The sequence below is a fragment of the Caproiciproducens puteiluti genome, from assembly GCF_052442865.1.
In the GTDB taxonomy this organism is placed as follows: domain Bacteria; phylum Bacillota; class Clostridia; order Oscillospirales; family Acutalibacteraceae; genus Caproiciproducens.
Genome location: NZ_CP194790.1, coordinates 153,090 through 169,550 on the forward strand (window position 1 = coordinate 153,090; position 16,461 = coordinate 169,550).

The following is a 16,461-nucleotide window of genomic DNA, read 5'->3' on the forward strand; positions in this document are numbered from 1 at the left end:
ATAAATTCCGGCGCAAGAAATGAATCAAAAGAATGTAAGGTCAAGTTGACATAAATGCATTCCGGTGCTACTATATATGTAAGGTAAACTTTACTTTGGAGGGCTGAATGTGAGAAACAGGGTCAAAGAGCTTCGGGAGCTGTTTGGGCTGACCCAGGAGCAGCTGGGCGAGCTGGTGGGCGCGTCCAGACAGGCGATCAATGCGGTTGAAACCAGGAAAAATGAGCCTTCCGTCTGGCTTGCGTACGATATCGCAAGGGTATTCGGGGAACCGATCGAGAGCGTGTTTTTGTTTGAGGACAGTGAGAGGAAATCGAGGGCGGAATCGAGCAGGAGGGTGACAGATGGCGTTGCGGCAAATCAGAACGTTTGACGATGAAATTCTTCGTAAGGTCTGCAAACCCGTTGTCAAGGTGGATGACCATATCCGTCAGCTTCTCGACGATATGGCGGAGACAATGTACCATGCCCCGAACGGCGGCGGTCTGGCAGCAAATCAGGTCGGGATTTTAAGGCGTTTGGTGGTCGCCGATATGGGGGAAGGGCTCTTTAAGCTGGTGAATCCTGAAATCGCGGAAGAAAGCGGCGAGCAGACGGTGATCGAGGGATGCCTGAGCTTCCCCGGAATCTGGGGCCGGTTGAAAAGGCCGTCCCATGTCGTGGTAAAGGCTTTGGATGAAAACGGAAAGCCGATCACTTTGGATGTGACGGGCGATATGGCAAAATGTCTCTGTCACGAAATCGACCATCTGAACGGGATCGTCTTTACGGAAAAAATTCTGGATATGTCAATATTGAAGAAGAGGAATAAAACCCTGAAAACAGTTTGAGGCCGCCAAAAACATGGCGGCCTCTTTTATAACAGGGGCCATCCTCCGGAGGACGGCCCCTGAATCCGATCACGTGCTGCGCTTTCCCTGTTATCCTAAAAAGCCGTACTCGCCGCCCCTATTCGGCCAGCCAGTGCCGGACGGCCCCGATGGGGACATCCATCCGTGCGGCTACCTGTTCCGGCGTCATACCGCTCGCGGCAAAGCGGCGCGCCACCGTCGTCATTTCCTCTCCCACTTCGATGATGTTGCGGTCGGGGTCATAAAAGCGTACCACCCGCTGCCCCCAGGCGTGTTCTTTCGGCGGGTGAACGTATTCGATTCCCGGATAGGATGCGAGCTTCTCCAGAAAACGGTCCATGTCGGATTCCTCAAAGTACAGCTCGGCGGCGTTGTGCCCCAGGGTGATTTCCGTTTCCTCCCTGTGCAGGAACGTCTTCCAGGTATCCAGCGTCTGCAAAGCGACGCAATCGGACAGCGTAACGTTCGCGCCGAAGTCGGCGGTTACTTCCATTTCCAGCAGGCCGCAGTAAAATTGTTTGGAACGCGCCATATCGCGCACGGCAATGAGCGTACAATTGTATTTCATCATCAGTCCTCCGGCAAATCAATTTTGTCGAGGCGGAAAGAGTTAGCGTCCCTTATGCTTTTCCTTCCGCCTTTTCTGCCGTAATTGAAACTGGCGTTCCTTTTCAGCCTCCTGTTCAGCACGGGAGCGGAATTTCCGATCCGTTTTTCCCTGTTCCTGCTGAAGCTTCAACGCCTGCTGAGCTTTTGTTCCAATCCCTGTGCTCATCAGCTGCTTTTTTACTTCCCGCTGCATGCGTTTTGGATTCATACGGGGTTCATCCGGGATGGAAGCTTCCAGAGAAGGGCTGAACCGCAGCTTTTCGTAATTTTTGAGTATGAAGTCATACACATCATAATCCTTGGGTTCGGCTCCGAATGTGATTTTACAAGCTTCATACTTTCTGTCACATTTGCGCTCAAAAATGCCTACCCAAAACGGTTCGTCGAAAAGAACGGTCAGTTTGAAAACAGTATTTCCCATCAGATATCCTCCTTTTGTGTACCTTACAAAGAACGGACAACCAAGGAGGCAGGTTACTGACAGCGTTTGCCGCGTCCGGACTACCAACCGGAACTGTGTTTTTATCTTTGTGCGATCTATTTTACTCTTTTCTGATAACAAGGTCAATCCGGCGGCTATTGGCCTGTTTTTTGTTGCTTTTTCGCTTCGGGCTCCCGACAAAAAACAGGCCATGGAGAAAGCGCGTTTTACAGTGATGCCGTCTTTCGGGCGGTGGAATCATTTTTCGGAAAGCTGAGCGAGTTCCTCCAGAATCCCCCTGAATTCCGGGCTGCCTTTCAGAAAATCAAACGCGGGGTTTTCCTTCACCATCTGGCAGACGCAGCGGTTCAGATAGCTTTCGGAATAGGACGTTTCGCGCATTTCGATGCTGTCGAAAAAGGGGCTTGCTTTCACCGCTTCCAAATCGAGCGGCATTCGTGCGCACGTTACAAAGTCATGCAGTGTGTCCAGCGTTTCCCGGGTTTTTCCCTCCTCCGCGTAGCACTGCGCGATCATCAGATAATGGTTCAGGTCCTGCCCGTAAAGCTTATCCCGATCAAACATCCGGGAAAGCTGAAGGCTCAGGTCCTCCATTTTCAGGGCAAGAGCATAGTCCTTCTCTTTTTTTGCAAGGTTTGAAAGGGTATTCAGCGCAATGTCGCAGGCGGTCAGGTGGTTCGTCAGTAAATATTGCGCCGTCTGCTTGGATTTTCCTAGGTCGCCCATCGCGTAATACACGGAAACCTTCATCGCCGCGGGGTCCATGACCGGCTGGTGAATCTGCTCGAGCGCCCTCAGCGCGTCCTCGTAACGTCCCTTCTGCATCAGCAGGGCGCACAGACTTTGCCAGGCAGCCTCCCGAGTGGAAACCTCCTCGCTTTTTGCCGCATCCCGCATCAGTGCCTCCGCCTGTTCCAGCAGTCCTTCGGCTTCTTCTTCCGTCCGGGCGCAGGGGGTGTGCATCATGCAGACACTGCCCAGACGCAGCTTCAAAAGCGCACTGTTGGGATATTCCTTCCGGTATTTTTCAGCCAATGCCACCGCGCGCTCAAAGGAGCCGTGTTCAAATTCCCGGGAGCACTGTCCGCAGAAGTCCATGACCTGTTCCGTAGACAGCTGTGGCTCAAACCCGAGCAGGTCGTCCACCGTGATGTCCAGCAGGCGGGCAAGGGGAGCGAGCAGCGTGATATCCGGACAGGCGCCGCCTGTTTCCCATTTGGAAACCGCCGCGATGGAGACCCCAAGGGCGGACGCCAGCTGTTCCTGGGTCAGACCAAGGGCTTTTCGTTTATCTTGGATGTTCTTTCCAATGGATAATTCCATAACATTTTCCTCGCTTTCCGGAACGGCTTCTTCCTGTTATCAGTATAACCGCCTGCTGGGAAAGCCGCAATGGAATCGTAGTTGAGTGTTTTCTCTGATTTTTAACCGCCGGTTAAAAAATTCAACCGGCGGTGGCAAAAATCATCTTTTGAGTTTCTTACAGCGGCAGACAAAAGTCCAAAACGAATCCTATCATAACGGCGGTCGCGCCTCGCGGTATCCGGTAATTTTTCAGGAGCTCTTCGTCCAGCTTGACGGGATTGGGCCCCATGATTCTGTCGAGAATCCGTTTTGTATCATATTCCTTGCTTTTGATATATATCATTAGTATTCTCCTTTTCGTTTGTCATTCTGGCGGATGAACTTTCTTGCCTTTTTCATCCCGCCCATGCCCTCGAACATGCCGTTTAACTTTTCACTTTCGATTTGTTTCGAGGAAAGGCCGTCGTAACGAGCTTCCCGTTTCAGTTTCCGGTAGCTTTCCAGCCGCCTGACGTCCAGCGTTCCCGCCTCCAGCGCCTTCAAAATCGCGCAGCCGGGTTCCGCGGTGTGGGTGCAGTCCCGGAAACGGCACTGGGAAGACAAATCGTCGATGTCGGAAAAGGACCGGGACAGGTCGACGGATTCCACCCCAAGCTCACGCATGCCGGGGGTGTCGATGACAATACTGCCCTGCGGCAGAACCAGAAGATCCCTGCGGGTGGTGGTGTGCCGTCCCCTGTCGTCCTGCCGGATGCCGGAGGTACGGAGCAGATCTTCCCCGGCAAGCCGGTTGATCAGGGTGGATTTGCCGACGCCGGACGACCCGATGAAGGACGCCGTCATGCCCGGCTGCAGGTAGGGCAGCAGCTTATCGCAGGAGCTCTGATCGCAGCGGGAGGTGACGACTACGTCGGTACCGGGAGCGGCCGACGTGATTTCAGCCAAGACGCTTTGTAAATCCGCGCAAAGGTCGGCTTTTGTCAGCACGACGACGGGAACCGCCCCGCTGCTCCATGCCACGGACAAATAGCGTTCCAGGCGGCTCGGGTTGCAGTCGTGGTTCAGAGACATGCAGATCAATACGGTGTCGATGTTGGCGGCGACCACCTGCGCTTGCTGTCCGCCGCCCGCGGACTTCCGCTCAAAAACGCTGCTGCGCGGCAGCACCCGATGGATGACCGCGTCGCCGGAGCCGCCCCCGGTGCGGTCCGCCATGACAAAGTCGCCTACCGCCGGGTACCGGGACGGCTCGGCCGCCTCATAACGGAACCTGCCGGAAACCCCGGCAAAGCATTCGCCGTTCGCCGTGATGATTTTGTATCGGTCTTTATACTGAGATACGACTCTCGCCAGATGCAGGTCGGGATAGAGAGCCGCCTCTGAAAACTGGCGCTCCTTTGCGCCGTAACGGATCAGTTGATTCAATGGATTGCACCTCGTCATTCAAAAATTTTCTTTTTTAGACAAGATGGAACACGAATTGCGGCAAAACAAAAGGGCATAGTTTCAAAACTATGCCCAAGCAGTGACTTTATCAAATAAAAAGCCTGTTTGTCACAGTTCTGTATAAAACCTGATTGCACAGCAAACAAAGCGATTGATAATATCGCCTTTTCAGCCCTTGTGCAATTCGTGTTCCTTACAGAACAGTCTCCAAACAGACACCCCTTTTCCTATTTCCCTTAAATTATCATAACCGCTTTTATTTGTCAAGACGCTGGGGCGGAATAAACCAATACAAGAACGATCAGAAACTTAATACAGGGGCTTGACATATTATTAGGTATACTATAATATAAAATATAGGATAACCTAAAAATAACCCGTTCAAGGTTTTAATCGACGATAAGGTGAAAGGATTGGAGGGATAGGAAGTGAAGCAAACGATACCGTTAACACAGATACGCCCGGGCCGGCGGGCGACCGTCTCAGGTCTTTCGGCAGAAGGGGGGCTGCGCAGGCGGCTGCAGGATCTGGGTCTGGTGGAGGGCCGGGAAGTGACCTGTGTGGAATTGAGCCCTCTGGGGGACCCGACCGCCTATGAAATCTGCGGGGCGGTCATCGCCCTGCGCAGAGAGGATTCCGATACGGTCCTTGTTTTGGAGGAGGCCGCCGATGCCAGCGCTTAAAGCCGCCGCTGAGCTCAACTCCTCCTGTGCAGGGCTTGTAATTCATAAAAAAGAGGCCGGCGACCGGGTCATTGCGCTGGCGGGAAATCCCAACGTGGGGAAATCCACCGTGTTCAACGCGCTGACCGGTATGCGCCAGCACACGGGCAACTGGCCCGGAAAGACCGTGGCAAATGCCCAGGGGTACTGTGCCCGGAACGGACACGGGTACGTTCTTGTCGATATTCCGGGCAGCTATTCGCTGATGGCCCGCTCGACAGAGGAGGAAGTGGCCCGCGATTTTATCTGTTTTGGTTCGCCGGACGCCGTCGTGGTGGTTTGTGACGCCACCTGTCTGGAGCGCAACCTCAATCTGGTGCTGCAGGTGATGGAAGCCTGTGCGCGGACCGTGGTCTGCGTCAACCTTCTGGATGAGGCGAAGAAGAAACAGATCGATATCGACCTTCCCCTGCTTTCCCGGCGGCTGGGAGTCCCCGTAATCGGTACGGCCGCCCGCTCCGGAGAAGGGCTGGAGGACGTCATGAACGCCGTGGAGCAATTGCTTGGCGAGCCGTTTCCGGAGGAAAAGCAGGTGCTTGTTCCCTATCCCCGCTATGTGGAGCAGGGCATTCGGGCAATGCTGCCTCAGGCGGAAAAAGCCGCGGACGGCAAGGCCGATGCCCGGTGGTTTGCCGCCCGGCTGCTGGACGGGGATGAAAGCCTTCGTTCCTCGCTGGCGGATTGCCTCGGTTTTGACCCAGAGCAGGCTCCTGAGCTATCGGAGGCACTGGCGGACGTGCGGGCCGGCATGGAGGAAGCGGGCGTTTCCCGGACGCGGCTTCGGGACGATATGGCGGGTGCCTTCGTGCGGTGCGCGGCGGAAATCAGCCGGGGGGTTATTTCAATGCCCGCAAACGGAAGCCATCGCCGGGACCGCCGTCTGGATAAGCTGTTTACCAGCAGGCTTACCGGTTTTCCCATCATGCTGCTTCTCCTGCTGGCGGTGTTCTGGATCACCATATCCGGCGCGAACGTTCCCTCGGCGCTGCTGGCCGACGGACTGTTCTGGGTGGAAGAGCGGCTGGCGGCCGCGGCATTTTCCGCCGGTGTGCCGGCATTATTGACCGATCTGTTGATTCACGGGGTTTACAAGGTCATGGCCTGGGTCATCAGCGTCATGCTTCCGCCGATGGCTATTTTCTTTCCGTTGTTTACTTTGCTGGAGGACTTCGGATATCTGCCCCGCGTAGCGTTTAATCTGGACCGCTGCTTCAAAGGCTGCGCCGCCTGCGGCAAACAGGCGCTTACCATGTGCATGGGGTTCGGGTGCAACGCGGCGGGCGTTACCGGCTGCCGTATCATCGATTCCCCCCGGGAGCGGCTCATCGCCATCATTACCAACAATTTTGTTCCCTGCAACGGGCGTTTCCCCACGATTATTTCCATTATTACCATGTTCCTGATCGGCGGGGCGACCGGGCTGCTTGGTTCGTTCTTGGGAGCGGTGATTCTGGTCGGGGTCATCTTGTTCGGGGTGGGAATGACCCTGCTGGTTTCCAGGCTGCTTTCCAGGACGATTTTGAAGGGAGTCCCGTCCTCCTTTACACTGGAGCTCCGCCCTATCGGAGGCCGCAGATCGGCAAGGTCATCGTCCGCAGCATTGTGGACCGGACCCTCAAGGTGCTGGGCCGAGCGGTCACAGCCGCCGCCCCGGCCGGGGTGCTGATCTGGGCGCTCGCCAATGTTACGGTCGGGGACGCGACCCTGCTGGCGCACCTGACCGGCTTTCTGAATCCCCTCGGCCGCGCGCTGGGCATGGACGGTGTGATTCTGACGGGCTTTCTGCTGGGGCTGCCTGCCAATGAAATTGTGGTCCCCGTCATTATCATGACATATATGGCGCAGGGGAGCCTACTGGAACTGGAAGGTCCCGCGCTGATGCAGCTCTTCGTTCAAAACGGCTGGACGTGGACGACCGCCGTCAGCACCATCCTGTTTTCCCTGATGCACTGGCCCTGTGCCACAACAGTACTTACCATCCGCAAGGAAACCCAAAGCCTCCCGTGGACCGCCGTATCCTTTCTGGTCCCCACCGTGTGCGGCATCACCGTTTGCTTTTTATTCAACACCATTGTCCGTTTGTTTATCTGACACAGAAAGAAGGCGCAACCGATATGGATGAATACGCAAAACAAATTCTCCTTCGCAGGCTCCCGGCGCTGGCGGTAACAGCGCTGATTCTGCTGTACGGATGGCTCCTCGGCTGAATAAAAAACGAAGCATCGCTCCCAAGTCAATTCGCATCCCTGTATGAATCGGCCCGGCGTCTGCGCGGGGATTCCTCCGTACTTCAGCGGAAGAAAATAAAAAACTTCGCAAAAGCATGGAATATGCGCATAAAAACAGCCCTCCTTTTTGTTGGAAGGAGGGCCGTTATGATCGAAAGTCTTTATGAAGATATCCCGGACTGTGGACCGTTCAAGCCGCTTTCAGCGGGTCATGCATCCGGTTCGACCCGGATTTTTTCAGCGGCCTTTCGGCTGATTTGCACCGGATGCCCGTCCAGAAGGATTTCCAGCGGGCCGTCGTACGCTCCGAACGAAAGGACGGTTGCGTGTGAGCCGATTTTCATGCCCAGCCCCTCCAGATAATCCAGCAGTTCCTTTTCTTCCTCAACCTGACGGATTACGGCGGTCTTTCCGACCGGCTGGAAGGCAAGCGGGCTCAGTTTCCGCTCCTCCGGGATACTTTCCAGGCGCGGAATGACCGCGCCGTGGGGACAGACCTCGGGGTGCTGCAGAAAGTGATCCAGGCGCTCCGCCAGTCGTTCCGTCGTCGCGTGCTCAAGAAATTCCGCGTCCTCGTGCGCTTCGCTCCAGCTGTAATCCAGATAGCGGACGAGAAACACCTCCCACAGCTCATGACTGCGGACAATGCCGATACAGGCCCTCAGCCCCTTTTCCGTCAGCTGAGAACCCTTATACGGTTCATAAAGGATCAGCTCTTCCCGCGCCAGCCGCGCCAGCATTTCCGTTACGGAAGCGGAGGCGATTCCCAGCTGTTCCGCGATTGCCTTTGTTGTAGCGCGTTCGTTCAGCCCACCGCTGTGATAAATTGCTTTCAGATAATCTTCTTTGTTTGTGGTCATAATGCCCCTACCTGTCCGGACTTGTTGATACGTCCCGTTTTTCCGGCTGATGTACTCGCCGCGTGGCCGCAGTACATGATTTCTGATTACAGTGTAACACGGAATAAGCCGGAATGGCAAGAGGCTTCAAAAGGGATTGCGCAAATCAAGCGGGATGGGGGAATCTTTGACGGTATTTGGAATTTACCAGATCAATAATTTCAGAACAGCAAAATCGATCCCGGCGAAAATCAGGGCGAACAGCGTCATGTAAACACAGCCCTTTAGAAAACCGATGAAGTGGAAGCGGTAGTCCTTATAGCCCTTGCAGCCTTCGGTGCCGGGCAGGATAAAGCTTTTGGGCGTGATCGTGCAGAATACCAGCCAGTCCAGAACCAGCAGGTCCACCACATTCCAGGTCATGCAGATAATCCACAGATGCAGAAAAACGGCGCCGAACAGGACCGGACCGGAACCGTAGTGAACAAGCCCCACCGCCGTCAGCGTGCCAAGCAGAATCACATACCCGAACACGGTGAAAAGAATTCCGTTCCGGCGCTGCGCGGGGGTGGGTTTGGGAAGGCGGACGGCTTTGCGCGCGTCCTCCGGGTAGTCGTGGACCAGCAGCCACGGAAAGCGGAAAAACATGGGCATCAGCATGGCAACCCACAGGGCGGACCAGACCAGTCCTTCCAAAAGCGCAGATAGTACGGGTGTCATCGTTCATTCCTCCATTAGCAGTTTTGCAAATTTCTGCGGTTCCCGCATCAGGAAACCGCAGTGCCCGAAGCCTGCTTCTACCGCCAGCGACACGTCTGTCCGCCCGGCCAGTTCTTTTTCCAAATGCCGATAGTTGGGGTCGTCTTCGCCATAAACCAGCAGAATTTTGGTCGCGCCGGTCCGGATTTGTTCCGGAAGCCGGGGGCCAAAGCAGGTCTCGCAGGAGCGGCGGATGGTGTTCTCGGTTACGGCAGAGCAGGATCGCCGCATCATGGGTCCGAATTCTCCATAATGCTCGTCAAAGACACAGCGGGTATCCGGCGCGGCCCGGACAGCCTGAACCAGTTTCCAGAAATATCCCGCGTTTTGGGCAGCTGTCGCGGCATCCCAGCCGAAAGGCGGGCTGTCCAGCACCAGCTTCCGGATGACAACGCGCCCGCGCTGCCACAGCCTCCAGGCCAGCATAGCGCCCAGGGAGCTGCCGACAGCCGTCAATTCCGGGATTTGCCGTTCCTTAAGAAAGGCCTCGATCTGCTCCAGCTCCCCGTCCGCGCCGGGATACTCGGTTTCCTCGGCGGGGTCATACCCGTCCAGAGTGGGAATCACCAGAAGAAAGTTTTGTTCGAGCAGCGGAACGATCTTCTGAAACAGACAGCCGGTGGTAAACATGGTGTGAAATAATAAGATGCAGGGCCGCCCCGCCTTTCCATGGGTTTCGATATGCATCGGATTCCTTCTTTCTTAGTTAGTTTTAAATAACTTCTGTGCAAAGAAGCGGGCGGCTCAATGCCTGCCCTCTTCAAAGATACAGGAGAACAGCAGTTCATACATTTTATCCAGGGTGCGTTCCAGCGAGTCGGCGTGAAGCTCGGCCTGATTGATTTGGGCCAGAGCCATGATCTTCAGCAGATTGCCCACCAGATGTTCGTCCATATCGGCGCGGATTCCTTCCATACGCCCGAACAGCCGGACCATGACCCGGGACTCCTGTTCCACATCGAGAAAGTACTCGGGCGGAAGGGCGGCGCGCAGCTTTTCTTCGTCCTCCGGCGTCAGATATTTGTAGATGCTGCGTTCGCTGAAAATAATTTTTTTCAGGAATTCCTTTGCCTGCGGTACCGGTAGCTTCTGCCGCCCGGCCAGAAGCTGTTCAAAATACTCCATCAGCTGCGTTCGCATAGAAACGATGATCTCATAGACAAAACGTTCCTTGCTGGGAAAGAAATTGTAGAATGTGCTTTTTCCCAGCCCCACGGCTTCGGCCACCTTTTCCACTGAGGTATGGGTCATGCCGTATTGCCGAATCAGCTCATAACCGGCTTCCAGCATCTGAACACGGATTTCTTCCCGTTTCTGCCAGTCGAATTTTTTAGGGGACATTTTATTCCTCTCAAGCAAGACTGTTTTTTAAAATTATACGACCGTTATTTATATTTTGGTCTCAAAAAAAGAGTAACATTTTTGCGGGTCCTTGTCAAGCCCCGTTTTCACAGCCTGCATTTCTCTTGCGTTTCCTGTCTTGTGTCTCGCTCCGGTTGCTCTTTTTTTGGTTTTGTGATATATTTGTGTTAGTTGAATCTAACCGGCGTTTGCAGCGCGGAGCTGTGATAAGGACAGCTTGCAAAAGGGCGCAAAAAGTCGGAGTCCTCCGGCTTGCTGCAGGGGTATCGGAATGCCGTATTTTACAAGGGCGCTGTGTTGCCGCCGATAAAAGAAATCACACTATGAAAGATACAGAAAACAGAAGGAGGTCATGTCCTATGGAGATCAGGGAATCTGCCGAGGATTATCTTGAAACAATGCTGATGCTGAAGGAGGATCACGGCTACATCCGCTCCGTCGATATCGCAGAGAAACTGGGGGTAAAAAAACCGAGCGTGTCGGTCGCGACGAAACGGCTGCGCGAAAACGGGTACATTACCATGGATAAGGAGAGTCTCATCACACTGACGGAATCCGGGATGGAGATCGCTGCCCGCATTTATGAAAGGCACCGCCTGCTGACGGATTTGCTGATGAATCTGGGGGTGGATGCGGAAACGGCCCGCAAGGATGCGTGTAAGATCGAACATGACCTGAGTGCGGCCAGCTTTGAGGCGATTCGCAGGCATGTGGACGGAAAAGCCTCCGGCCGCTGACGGAAATCCGTTTTGCCCGCGCGTGAAACGCAAGAACGGTTTGGGAGGTGGTGTGATATGCCGGATTATGTTTCCGTCAAAAGCGCGGCGCTGCAATGGGGCGTTTCGGAGCGAAGGATACAGAAGCTTTGCGGGCAGGGCAGGGTCGGCGGCGCGGTCCGCTTCGGGCGCGCCTGGGCGATTCCCGCGGGTACCCGCAAGCCTCCGGACGCCAGACATGGGAAAAACATGGGAAAAAGAGGAAGAAAAACAGCCGTGGTGATACGGAAATACGAACAAATATCGAGCTGTACGGGGACGGGACGAAGCTTCTGCTGCGGAAAAAGGAGTGCGTGGTCTATCAGCTCAGGGACGACCCCGCCAGCGGGAGTATTACCAAATATGAAGTCCTGCCGGGAATTGAGCTGTTTTATAACGACTTTTGTCTTTCTGAAAAGTTTGAACACCGAGTCCCCGTAAGCTCCGACATTATGGAAATCAATCATTGCCGCGAGGGCCGGTTCGAGTGTGAATTCCAAAACAATGAATTCGCTTATCTGGGAAGCGGGGACCTGGCTGTCAATATGCTGTGGAATCAGCCGAAGACGTCCTGCTTCCCTCTTTCGCACTATCAGGGGATATCGATTATCATTGATATCGAGCGGGCTTCCAAACCAATCGGGGATGTTTCCAAAATCCTTGGCAGCGCCGCGCTGGACCTGCGCGCCATTCAGAGTAAGCTGTGTCCGGAAAACAGCTGCTGCATTCTTCGCGCGACGGATTCCATCCAGCATATTTTTTCCGAGCTCTACCATGCCCCGGAGTGCCTGATGTGTCCTTACATCAAACTGAAGGTCATAGAACTGATCCTGTTTCTCAGCGCCGCGAACACGGATTGCGAACAGCGCAGATGCAGGTATTTCCGAAAAGAGCAGATCGATACCGTCAAAGAAATCCGACGGTACCTGACGGAAAATCTGTCCCGGCGTTTTACGCTGGCCGAGCTTTCCGAACAGTTTCACATCCCCCTGACGTCGATGAAACAATGCTTTAAAAGTGTGTGGGGCTCCCCGATCTATACTTATCTGCGCGATTACCGGCTGCACACCGCCGCCGCCATGCTGCGGGAAACAGAGCTGGGCGTCGCGGAAATCGCGTGGCAGGTGGGCTACGACAGCCCCGCCAAATTTTCAGCCGCCTTTAAGCAGACCGCTTCGCTTTCCCCCTCCGAATACAGAAAAAATTTTGTCCGGAAAGGATATTCGGCGTCCGATCGGAATAACCTTTGGAATTCCTCCCGTGTTACAATAGATAAAGGTTAGCATATGCTAACTAAAAACTATTTTAAAATAGGAGGATATGAAACTTGAGAAAAAGAATATCACTGATTGCTGTAAGCATGGTTATGCTGTTTGCCCTTTGCTTTTCCGGCTGCTCCAGCCCGGAGGGAAGCAGCGCCCCGGCGGCGTCCGCCGCTTCTGTTTCCTCGGAAGCAGGAAAATTTGCGGGAGGCAGCGGAACGCAGGAATCCCCCTGGGTGATCGAAACCGCACAGCAGCTCGACGCGGTCAGAGAGCATCTGGACGGCTGTTATACATTGAATGCCGATATCGATCTGGCGTCCTATGAAAAATTTGAGTCCATCGGGCATTTTGAGCCCGCCTCAAAAGAGGACGAAGAAGCGCCGGACCTTACCGTGGCTTTCACCGGAGTATTTAACGGGAACGGACATAAAATTTCCAACGTTGCCGTGTCGGCTGAAAAACAAAGCGGCGTCGGCCTTTTCGGATGCGTGGCTGGTGAAAACGGATCTGTGACCGATCTGGTGGTCGAAAACGTCAAAGTCTCCGGCAATATGCTGGTCGGCGGCGTCATCGGTTACGGGGTTTCCAAAAAACCGGTGGAAAACATTACGCTTCAGGGTACAAACAGCGTTGCCGGGAATTTTCTGGTCGGCGGAATCGTGGGGGGCGGCTTCTGCGATATTAAAAACTGTAAGGCAAACGCCGATGTCACCTTGAACGGGGACAACGCGCAGGGAATCGGCGTGCTTGCCGGCGGCATGGAGGAAAGCTCCATCGTCTCCTGCTCCGCGACAGGTTCGGTCACCGTGACGGGCAGCGGCAGCTACTCGATCGGCGGGCTCGCGGCCTGCGGACAGGCGGCGCCGGAAGTGAAGGACTGCACCGTAGACGTGAAAATGACCGTCGGGGAAAATTGCAGCATGATCGGCGGACTGCTCGGTCACGCGGGAAATGATGCCAAGACGCCGACCGCGATCAGCGGCTGTACGGTAAAAGCGGACATTACCGCGCCGGCCAGCACAGAAAGAATCGGCGGCATCGTCGGAAGCGGGTTCTTTATGCAGGCGTACAAGGAACAGCGCACCGAGCCGAACGCGTTTGTGGTCAGCGACTGCACAAGCACGGGAAGTATCAGCGCGGGTTCTCTGACCGGTACGATCGCCGGGTACGTTTACAGCAATTCCAAGGTGGAGGACAGCTGTACCAGCGACATGACGGTCGGCGGCAAAAAGGGAGCTCCTCTGGTTGGGGGCGACAAAAACACCGCTGGTCTGGACGGCCTGAAGTAATTTTAAAGTTTGAGCGGCCGCTCTGCCGAACAGCGGGGCGGCCGTTTTTTCCGTAATGTGTCAGGGCGGGGTCTTGACAAAAAAATTTTTTAGCTTTATGATAACAGTGTTATTGAATAACGAAGTTATCTTATGGGAGCCTGTCATGAAACTGATGAATCAAAAGCTTGCGGACGACCTGCTTGAGGCCGGGAAGAAGGAATTTCTTTCCAAAGGCTTTCAGGGCGCGTCGCTGCGCGATATTTCCGCTTCCCTGGGCGTTACCACCGGGGCGATCTACCGTTACTATTCGGACAAGGAAGCCCTGTTTGAAGCGCTGGTGGAGGAACCGTCCCGTCAGCTGGTGGCCCGTTACCGCGAGATTCAGCAGTCCTTTTCAGAACTGCCGCTCGAACGTCAGCTTGCCGGTCTGCCGGAGGTTTCGGATGACGGGCAGATGTGGATGATCCGTCATATTTACAGCAATTTTGACGCGTTCAAGCTGATCGGCTCCTGTGCCGCCGGGACAAAATACGAGCATTATATCGACACGCTGATCGAAATCGAAGTCAACGCGAGCCGTACCCTGATCGACCGGATGACAGCGGCGGGGCTTCCGGTCTATCCCCTTGACGACGGGCTGATTCACATTCTCGCCAGCGCCCTGTTCTCGGGGATGTTTGAAACGGTGCGCCACGACATGCCTTTTGAAAAGGCCGTCGTCTACATGAACAGTCTGAGGGAATTCTATTCCGCCGGCTGGTTCAAAATTCTGGGGCTGCCGAAATCGTAGGCCCCTGATTTTTTGCTATCGAGTTAGCTATAGCTAACTAAAGGAGATGTTTGTTGTGAAAGAAGAAAAAGAGAAAAAAGGACCCGGTGCCGCCGCCAGACTGTGGGGCTGGGCCGCGCCCTATCGCGGAAGCTTCGTCGGCTCCGTGGTGCTGGCGGTTCTGGGGGTAGCCGGCGGGATGGTCCCCTATTTTTGCGCGGCGTCCGTGATCGGGCTGCTGCTGTCGGGGCGCGCGGATTGGAATTCCTGCCTGATGTGGTGCGGGGTCGCCCTTGCCGGGTATCTAGGCAAGGTGATTTTCGGCAGCCTGTCGACCTTGATTTCCCATACTGCGACCTATCGCACCCTGCGCGACCTGCGCAAGGCGTTGACCGCGAAGCTGGCAAGGGTTCCGATGGGCACGGTGCTGGACACACCCTCCGGCCAGTACAAAACCACCATTGTGGACCGTGTGGAAGGGATGGAGCCCACCCTTGCCCATCTGATTCCGGAGCTGACCTCCAACGCGCTGGTGCCCGTCGCCATCTTTGTCTACCTGCTGGTTCTCGACTGGCGCATGGCGCTGGTTTCCCTGATTACGCTGGTGATCGGCCTTTTCCTTGTGTCGCAGAGCGGAAAAACCTATGCCAAGCGCTGGGCCGGGGCGGTGGAAACCGGGCGGCGGATGAATAACGCCATTGTGGAGTATGTCGGCGGGATTCAGGTGGTCAAGGCGTTCAGCCAGTCCGCCGGTTCCTACCGGAAATACGCCGACGCGGTGAGGGCGAACGGACAGTATTATGTCGACTGGTTCGGCGACAACCTGAAGTACATGTGCGCGTGGGGAGCCGTGATCCCGGCCGTGCTGGTGTCCGTGCTGCCGGCGGGCTTTGCCTTCTGGGCGGGCGGAAGCCTTTCCGTCGAAAGCTTTCTGACCATCATCGTGCTGTCTTTGGGCCTGACCGGGCCGATCATGGCGGCGATGACCTTTATAGACGATCTGGCGGTCGTCTCCTCCAATGTGGCGGAAATTTCAGCGATTCTGGAGTCCCCCGAGCTGGAGCGCCCGCAGACGCCGGTCAAGCTGAAAAATCCGGAGATTGCGCTCAGGGACGTTTCGTTCTCCTACGGCAAGGACAACGAAGAGGTGCTTCACGAAGTCAATCTCAAAATCCGTCCCGGCACGGTGACGGCGCTGGTCGGGCCCTCCGGTTCGGGAAAGTCCACCATTGCCAAGCTGATCGCGGGCTTCTGGGACGTGACGGGCGGCGGAATCAGCGCCAACGGAACGGATTTGCGAAAAATCCCCCTGCGGCAGTGGACGGAGCAGATCGCCTATGTTTCACAGGATAATTATCTTTTTGACCGGTCGGTGCGGGAGAATATCCGCATGGGACACAAAGGCGCGACGGACGCGGAGGTGGAAGCCGTTGCAGCGGCGGCCGGCTGCGGGGAATTTATCCGCCGGCTGGAAAACGGCTTTGACACGGTCGTCGGCAGCGGCGGAAGCCGTCTTTCGGGCGGGGAACGCCAGCGCGTCGCGATTGCCCGCGCAATGCTCAAGGACGCTCCGGTCGTGATTCTGGACGAAGCCACTTCCTCGATCGACCCCGAGAACGAAGCCGCTATCCAGAAGGCGATTTCCGCCCTGACAAAGGGGAAAACGCTGATCGTCATTGCCCACCGGCTGTCCACCATCACCGACGCCGACAACATCGTTGTGGTTCAGAAGGGACGGATCGCGGCGCAGGGCACACAGGAAGAGCTGCTTCGGGACTGTCCCCTTTACGCCGGAATGTGGGCGGCGCATATAGGCGCCCGGGATCAGGGCTGAGGGA

Annotated in this window: 17 protein-coding genes and 1 pseudogene; 9 read left to right on the plus strand and 9 right to left on the minus strand. The window is 55.5% G+C overall.

The window, feature by feature from the left end:
• The first annotated feature begins 109 nt into the window (after positions 1 to 109).
• Together ACRQU7_RS00725 and def are read left to right on the plus strand one after the other, a co-directional pair.
• The gene (locus tag ACRQU7_RS00725) at positions 110 to 373 is read left to right on the plus strand and encodes a helix-turn-helix transcriptional regulator (protein ID WP_444642942.1); all 264 of its coding nucleotides are present in this window, start codon (positions 110 to 112) and stop codon (positions 371 to 373) included.
• Positions 345 to 830, plus strand: coding sequence for a peptide deformylase (gene def / locus ACRQU7_RS00730; RefSeq protein ID WP_444642944.1), 486 nt, complete (start codon positions 345 to 347; stop codon positions 828 to 830). Before ACRQU7_RS00725 ends, def begins: the two co-directional genes overlap by 29 nt.
• A gap of 118 nt (positions 831 to 948) precedes the next feature.
• On the opposite strand, the gene ACRQU7_RS00735 is transcribed toward def, so the two are convergent.
• The 5 genes from ACRQU7_RS00735 to rsgA all read right to left on the minus strand — a co-directional run bounded on the left by ACRQU7_RS00735 (position 949) and on the right by rsgA (position 4,632).
• Entirely contained in the window at positions 949 to 1,419 is a 471-nt protein-coding gene (locus tag ACRQU7_RS00735) for a VOC family protein (protein WP_444642946.1), read from the minus strand.
• 42 nt (positions 1,420 to 1,461) lie between these two features.
• Complete coding sequence (locus ACRQU7_RS00740; RefSeq protein ID WP_444642948.1) at positions 1,462 to 1,881, minus strand: YjdF family protein; 420 nt, start codon at positions 1,879 to 1,881, stop codon at positions 1,462 to 1,464.
• A gap of 258 nt (positions 1,882 to 2,139) precedes the next feature.
• Entirely contained in the window at positions 2,140 to 3,225 is a 1,086-nt protein-coding gene (locus ACRQU7_RS00745; protein WP_444642950.1) for a helix-turn-helix domain-containing protein, read from the minus strand.
• A 157-nt stretch (positions 3,226 to 3,382) separates the two neighbouring features.
• Complete coding sequence (locus ACRQU7_RS00750) at positions 3,383 to 3,550, minus strand: hypothetical protein (protein WP_444642952.1); 168 nt, start codon at positions 3,548 to 3,550, stop codon at positions 3,383 to 3,385.
• The gene (gene rsgA, locus ACRQU7_RS00755) at positions 3,550 to 4,632 is read right to left on the minus strand and encodes a ribosome small subunit-dependent GTPase A (RefSeq protein WP_444642954.1); all 1,083 of its coding nucleotides are present in this window, start codon (positions 4,630 to 4,632) and stop codon (positions 3,550 to 3,552) included. Before rsgA ends, ACRQU7_RS00750 begins: the two co-directional genes overlap by 1 nt.
• 449 nt (positions 4,633 to 5,081) lie before the next feature.
• Between rsgA and ACRQU7_RS00760 the strand changes: the two genes are divergently transcribed.
• The gene (locus ACRQU7_RS00760) at positions 5,082 to 5,336 is read left to right on the plus strand and encodes a FeoA family protein (RefSeq protein WP_038322217.1); all 255 of its coding nucleotides are present in this window, start codon (positions 5,082 to 5,084) and stop codon (positions 5,334 to 5,336) included.
• Positions 5,323 to 7,466, plus strand: a pseudogene (gene feoB / locus ACRQU7_RS00765) (ferrous iron transport protein B). Before ACRQU7_RS00760 ends, feoB begins: the two are co-directional and overlap by 14 nt.
• Before the next feature lie 346 nt (positions 7,467 to 7,812).
• Here the strand turns inward: feoB and ACRQU7_RS00770 are convergent.
• The 4 genes from ACRQU7_RS00770 to ACRQU7_RS00785 form a co-directional block, all read right to left on the minus strand.
• Positions 7,813 to 8,463 (minus strand): metal-dependent transcriptional regulator, encoded by a 651-nt coding sequence (locus tag ACRQU7_RS00770; RefSeq protein WP_444642956.1) that lies wholly within the window; start codon positions 8,461 to 8,463, stop codon positions 7,813 to 7,815.
• Between the two features lie 183 nt (positions 8,464 to 8,646).
• Positions 8,647 to 9,162 carry a hypothetical protein gene (locus ACRQU7_RS00775; protein ID WP_444642958.1) on the minus strand — a complete coding sequence of 172 codons (516 nt, stop codon included), beginning with the start codon at positions 9,160 to 9,162 and terminating at the stop codon, positions 8,647 to 8,649.
• 3 nt (positions 9,163 to 9,165) lie between these two features.
• Positions 9,166 to 9,888, minus strand: a complete 723-nt coding sequence (locus ACRQU7_RS00780) for an alpha/beta fold hydrolase (protein ID WP_444642960.1) — start codon at positions 9,886 to 9,888, stop codon at positions 9,166 to 9,168.
• Between the two features lie 57 nt (positions 9,889 to 9,945).
• Positions 9,946 to 10,542 carry a TetR/AcrR family transcriptional regulator gene (locus ACRQU7_RS00785; RefSeq protein ID WP_444642962.1) on the minus strand — a complete coding sequence of 199 codons (597 nt, stop codon included), beginning with the start codon at positions 10,540 to 10,542 and terminating at the stop codon, positions 9,946 to 9,948.
• Between the two features lie 380 nt (positions 10,543 to 10,922).
• Between ACRQU7_RS00785 and ACRQU7_RS00790 the strand changes: the two genes are divergently transcribed.
• The 5 genes from ACRQU7_RS00790 to ACRQU7_RS00810 all read left to right on the plus strand — a co-directional run bounded on the left by ACRQU7_RS00790 (position 10,923) and on the right by ACRQU7_RS00810 (position 16,457).
• Positions 10,923 to 11,300, plus strand: a complete 378-nt coding sequence (locus tag ACRQU7_RS00790; protein WP_444642964.1) for a metal-dependent transcriptional regulator — start codon at positions 10,923 to 10,925, stop codon at positions 11,298 to 11,300.
• A gap of 95 nt (positions 11,301 to 11,395) precedes the next feature.
• Entirely contained in the window at positions 11,396 to 12,601 is a 1,206-nt protein-coding gene (locus tag ACRQU7_RS00795) for a helix-turn-helix domain-containing protein (RefSeq protein ID WP_444642966.1), read from the plus strand.
• 44 nt (positions 12,602 to 12,645) lie between these two features.
• The gene (locus ACRQU7_RS00800; protein WP_444642968.1) at positions 12,646 to 13,872 is read left to right on the plus strand and encodes a GLUG motif-containing protein; all 1,227 of its coding nucleotides are present in this window, start codon (positions 12,646 to 12,648) and stop codon (positions 13,870 to 13,872) included.
• Positions 13,873 to 14,017: 145 nt separating this feature from the next.
• On the plus strand, positions 14,018 to 14,644 hold the full coding sequence (locus ACRQU7_RS00805) for a TetR/AcrR family transcriptional regulator (RefSeq protein ID WP_444642970.1): 627 nt from the start codon (positions 14,018 to 14,020) through the stop codon (positions 14,642 to 14,644).
• Positions 14,645 to 14,699: 55 nt separating this feature from the next.
• A complete protein-coding gene (locus tag ACRQU7_RS00810; RefSeq protein ID WP_444642972.1) occupies positions 14,700 to 16,457 on the plus strand; it encodes an ABC transporter ATP-binding protein in 1,758 nt (585 codons plus the stop codon).
• The last annotated feature ends 4 nt before the right edge of the window (positions 16,458 to 16,461 follow it).

Excerpts from the sequence above, each read along its gene's own strand:
- def (WP_444642944.1), top strand. The coding sequence starts at position 345 with ATGGCGTTGCGGCAAATCAGAACGTTTGACGATGAAATTCTTCGTAAG.
- ACRQU7_RS00735 (WP_444642946.1), bottom strand. The coding sequence starts at position 1,419 with ATGAAATACAATTGTACGCTCATTGCCGTGCGCGATATGGCGCGTTCC.
- ACRQU7_RS00740 (WP_444642948.1), bottom strand. The coding sequence starts at position 1,881 with ATGGGAAATACTGTTTTCAAACTGACCGTTCTTTTCGACGAACCGTTT.
- ACRQU7_RS00745 (WP_444642950.1), bottom strand. The coding sequence starts at position 3,225 with ATGGAATTATCCATTGGAAAGAACATCCAAGATAAACGAAAAGCCCTT.
- ACRQU7_RS00750 (WP_444642952.1), bottom strand. The coding sequence starts at position 3,550 with ATGATATATATCAAAAGCAAGGAATATGATACAAAACGGATTCTCGAC.
- ACRQU7_RS00770 (WP_444642956.1), bottom strand. The coding sequence starts at position 8,463 with ATGACCACAAACAAAGAAGATTATCTGAAAGCAATTTATCACAGCGGT.
- ACRQU7_RS00775 (WP_444642958.1), bottom strand. The coding sequence starts at position 9,162 with ATGACACCCGTACTATCTGCGCTTTTGGAAGGACTGGTCTGGTCCGCC.
- ACRQU7_RS00780 (WP_444642960.1), bottom strand. The coding sequence starts at position 9,888 with ATGCATATCGAAACCCATGGAAAGGCGGGGCGGCCCTGCATCTTATTA.
- ACRQU7_RS00785 (WP_444642962.1), bottom strand. The coding sequence starts at position 10,542 with ATGTCCCCTAAAAAATTCGACTGGCAGAAACGGGAAGAAATCCGTGTT.
- ACRQU7_RS00790 (WP_444642964.1), top strand. The coding sequence starts at position 10,923 with ATGGAGATCAGGGAATCTGCCGAGGATTATCTTGAAACAATGCTGATG.
- ACRQU7_RS00795 (WP_444642966.1), top strand. The coding sequence starts at position 11,396 with ATGGGGCGTTTCGGAGCGAAGGATACAGAAGCTTTGCGGGCAGGGCAG.
- ACRQU7_RS00805 (WP_444642970.1), top strand. The coding sequence starts at position 14,018 with ATGAAACTGATGAATCAAAAGCTTGCGGACGACCTGCTTGAGGCCGGG.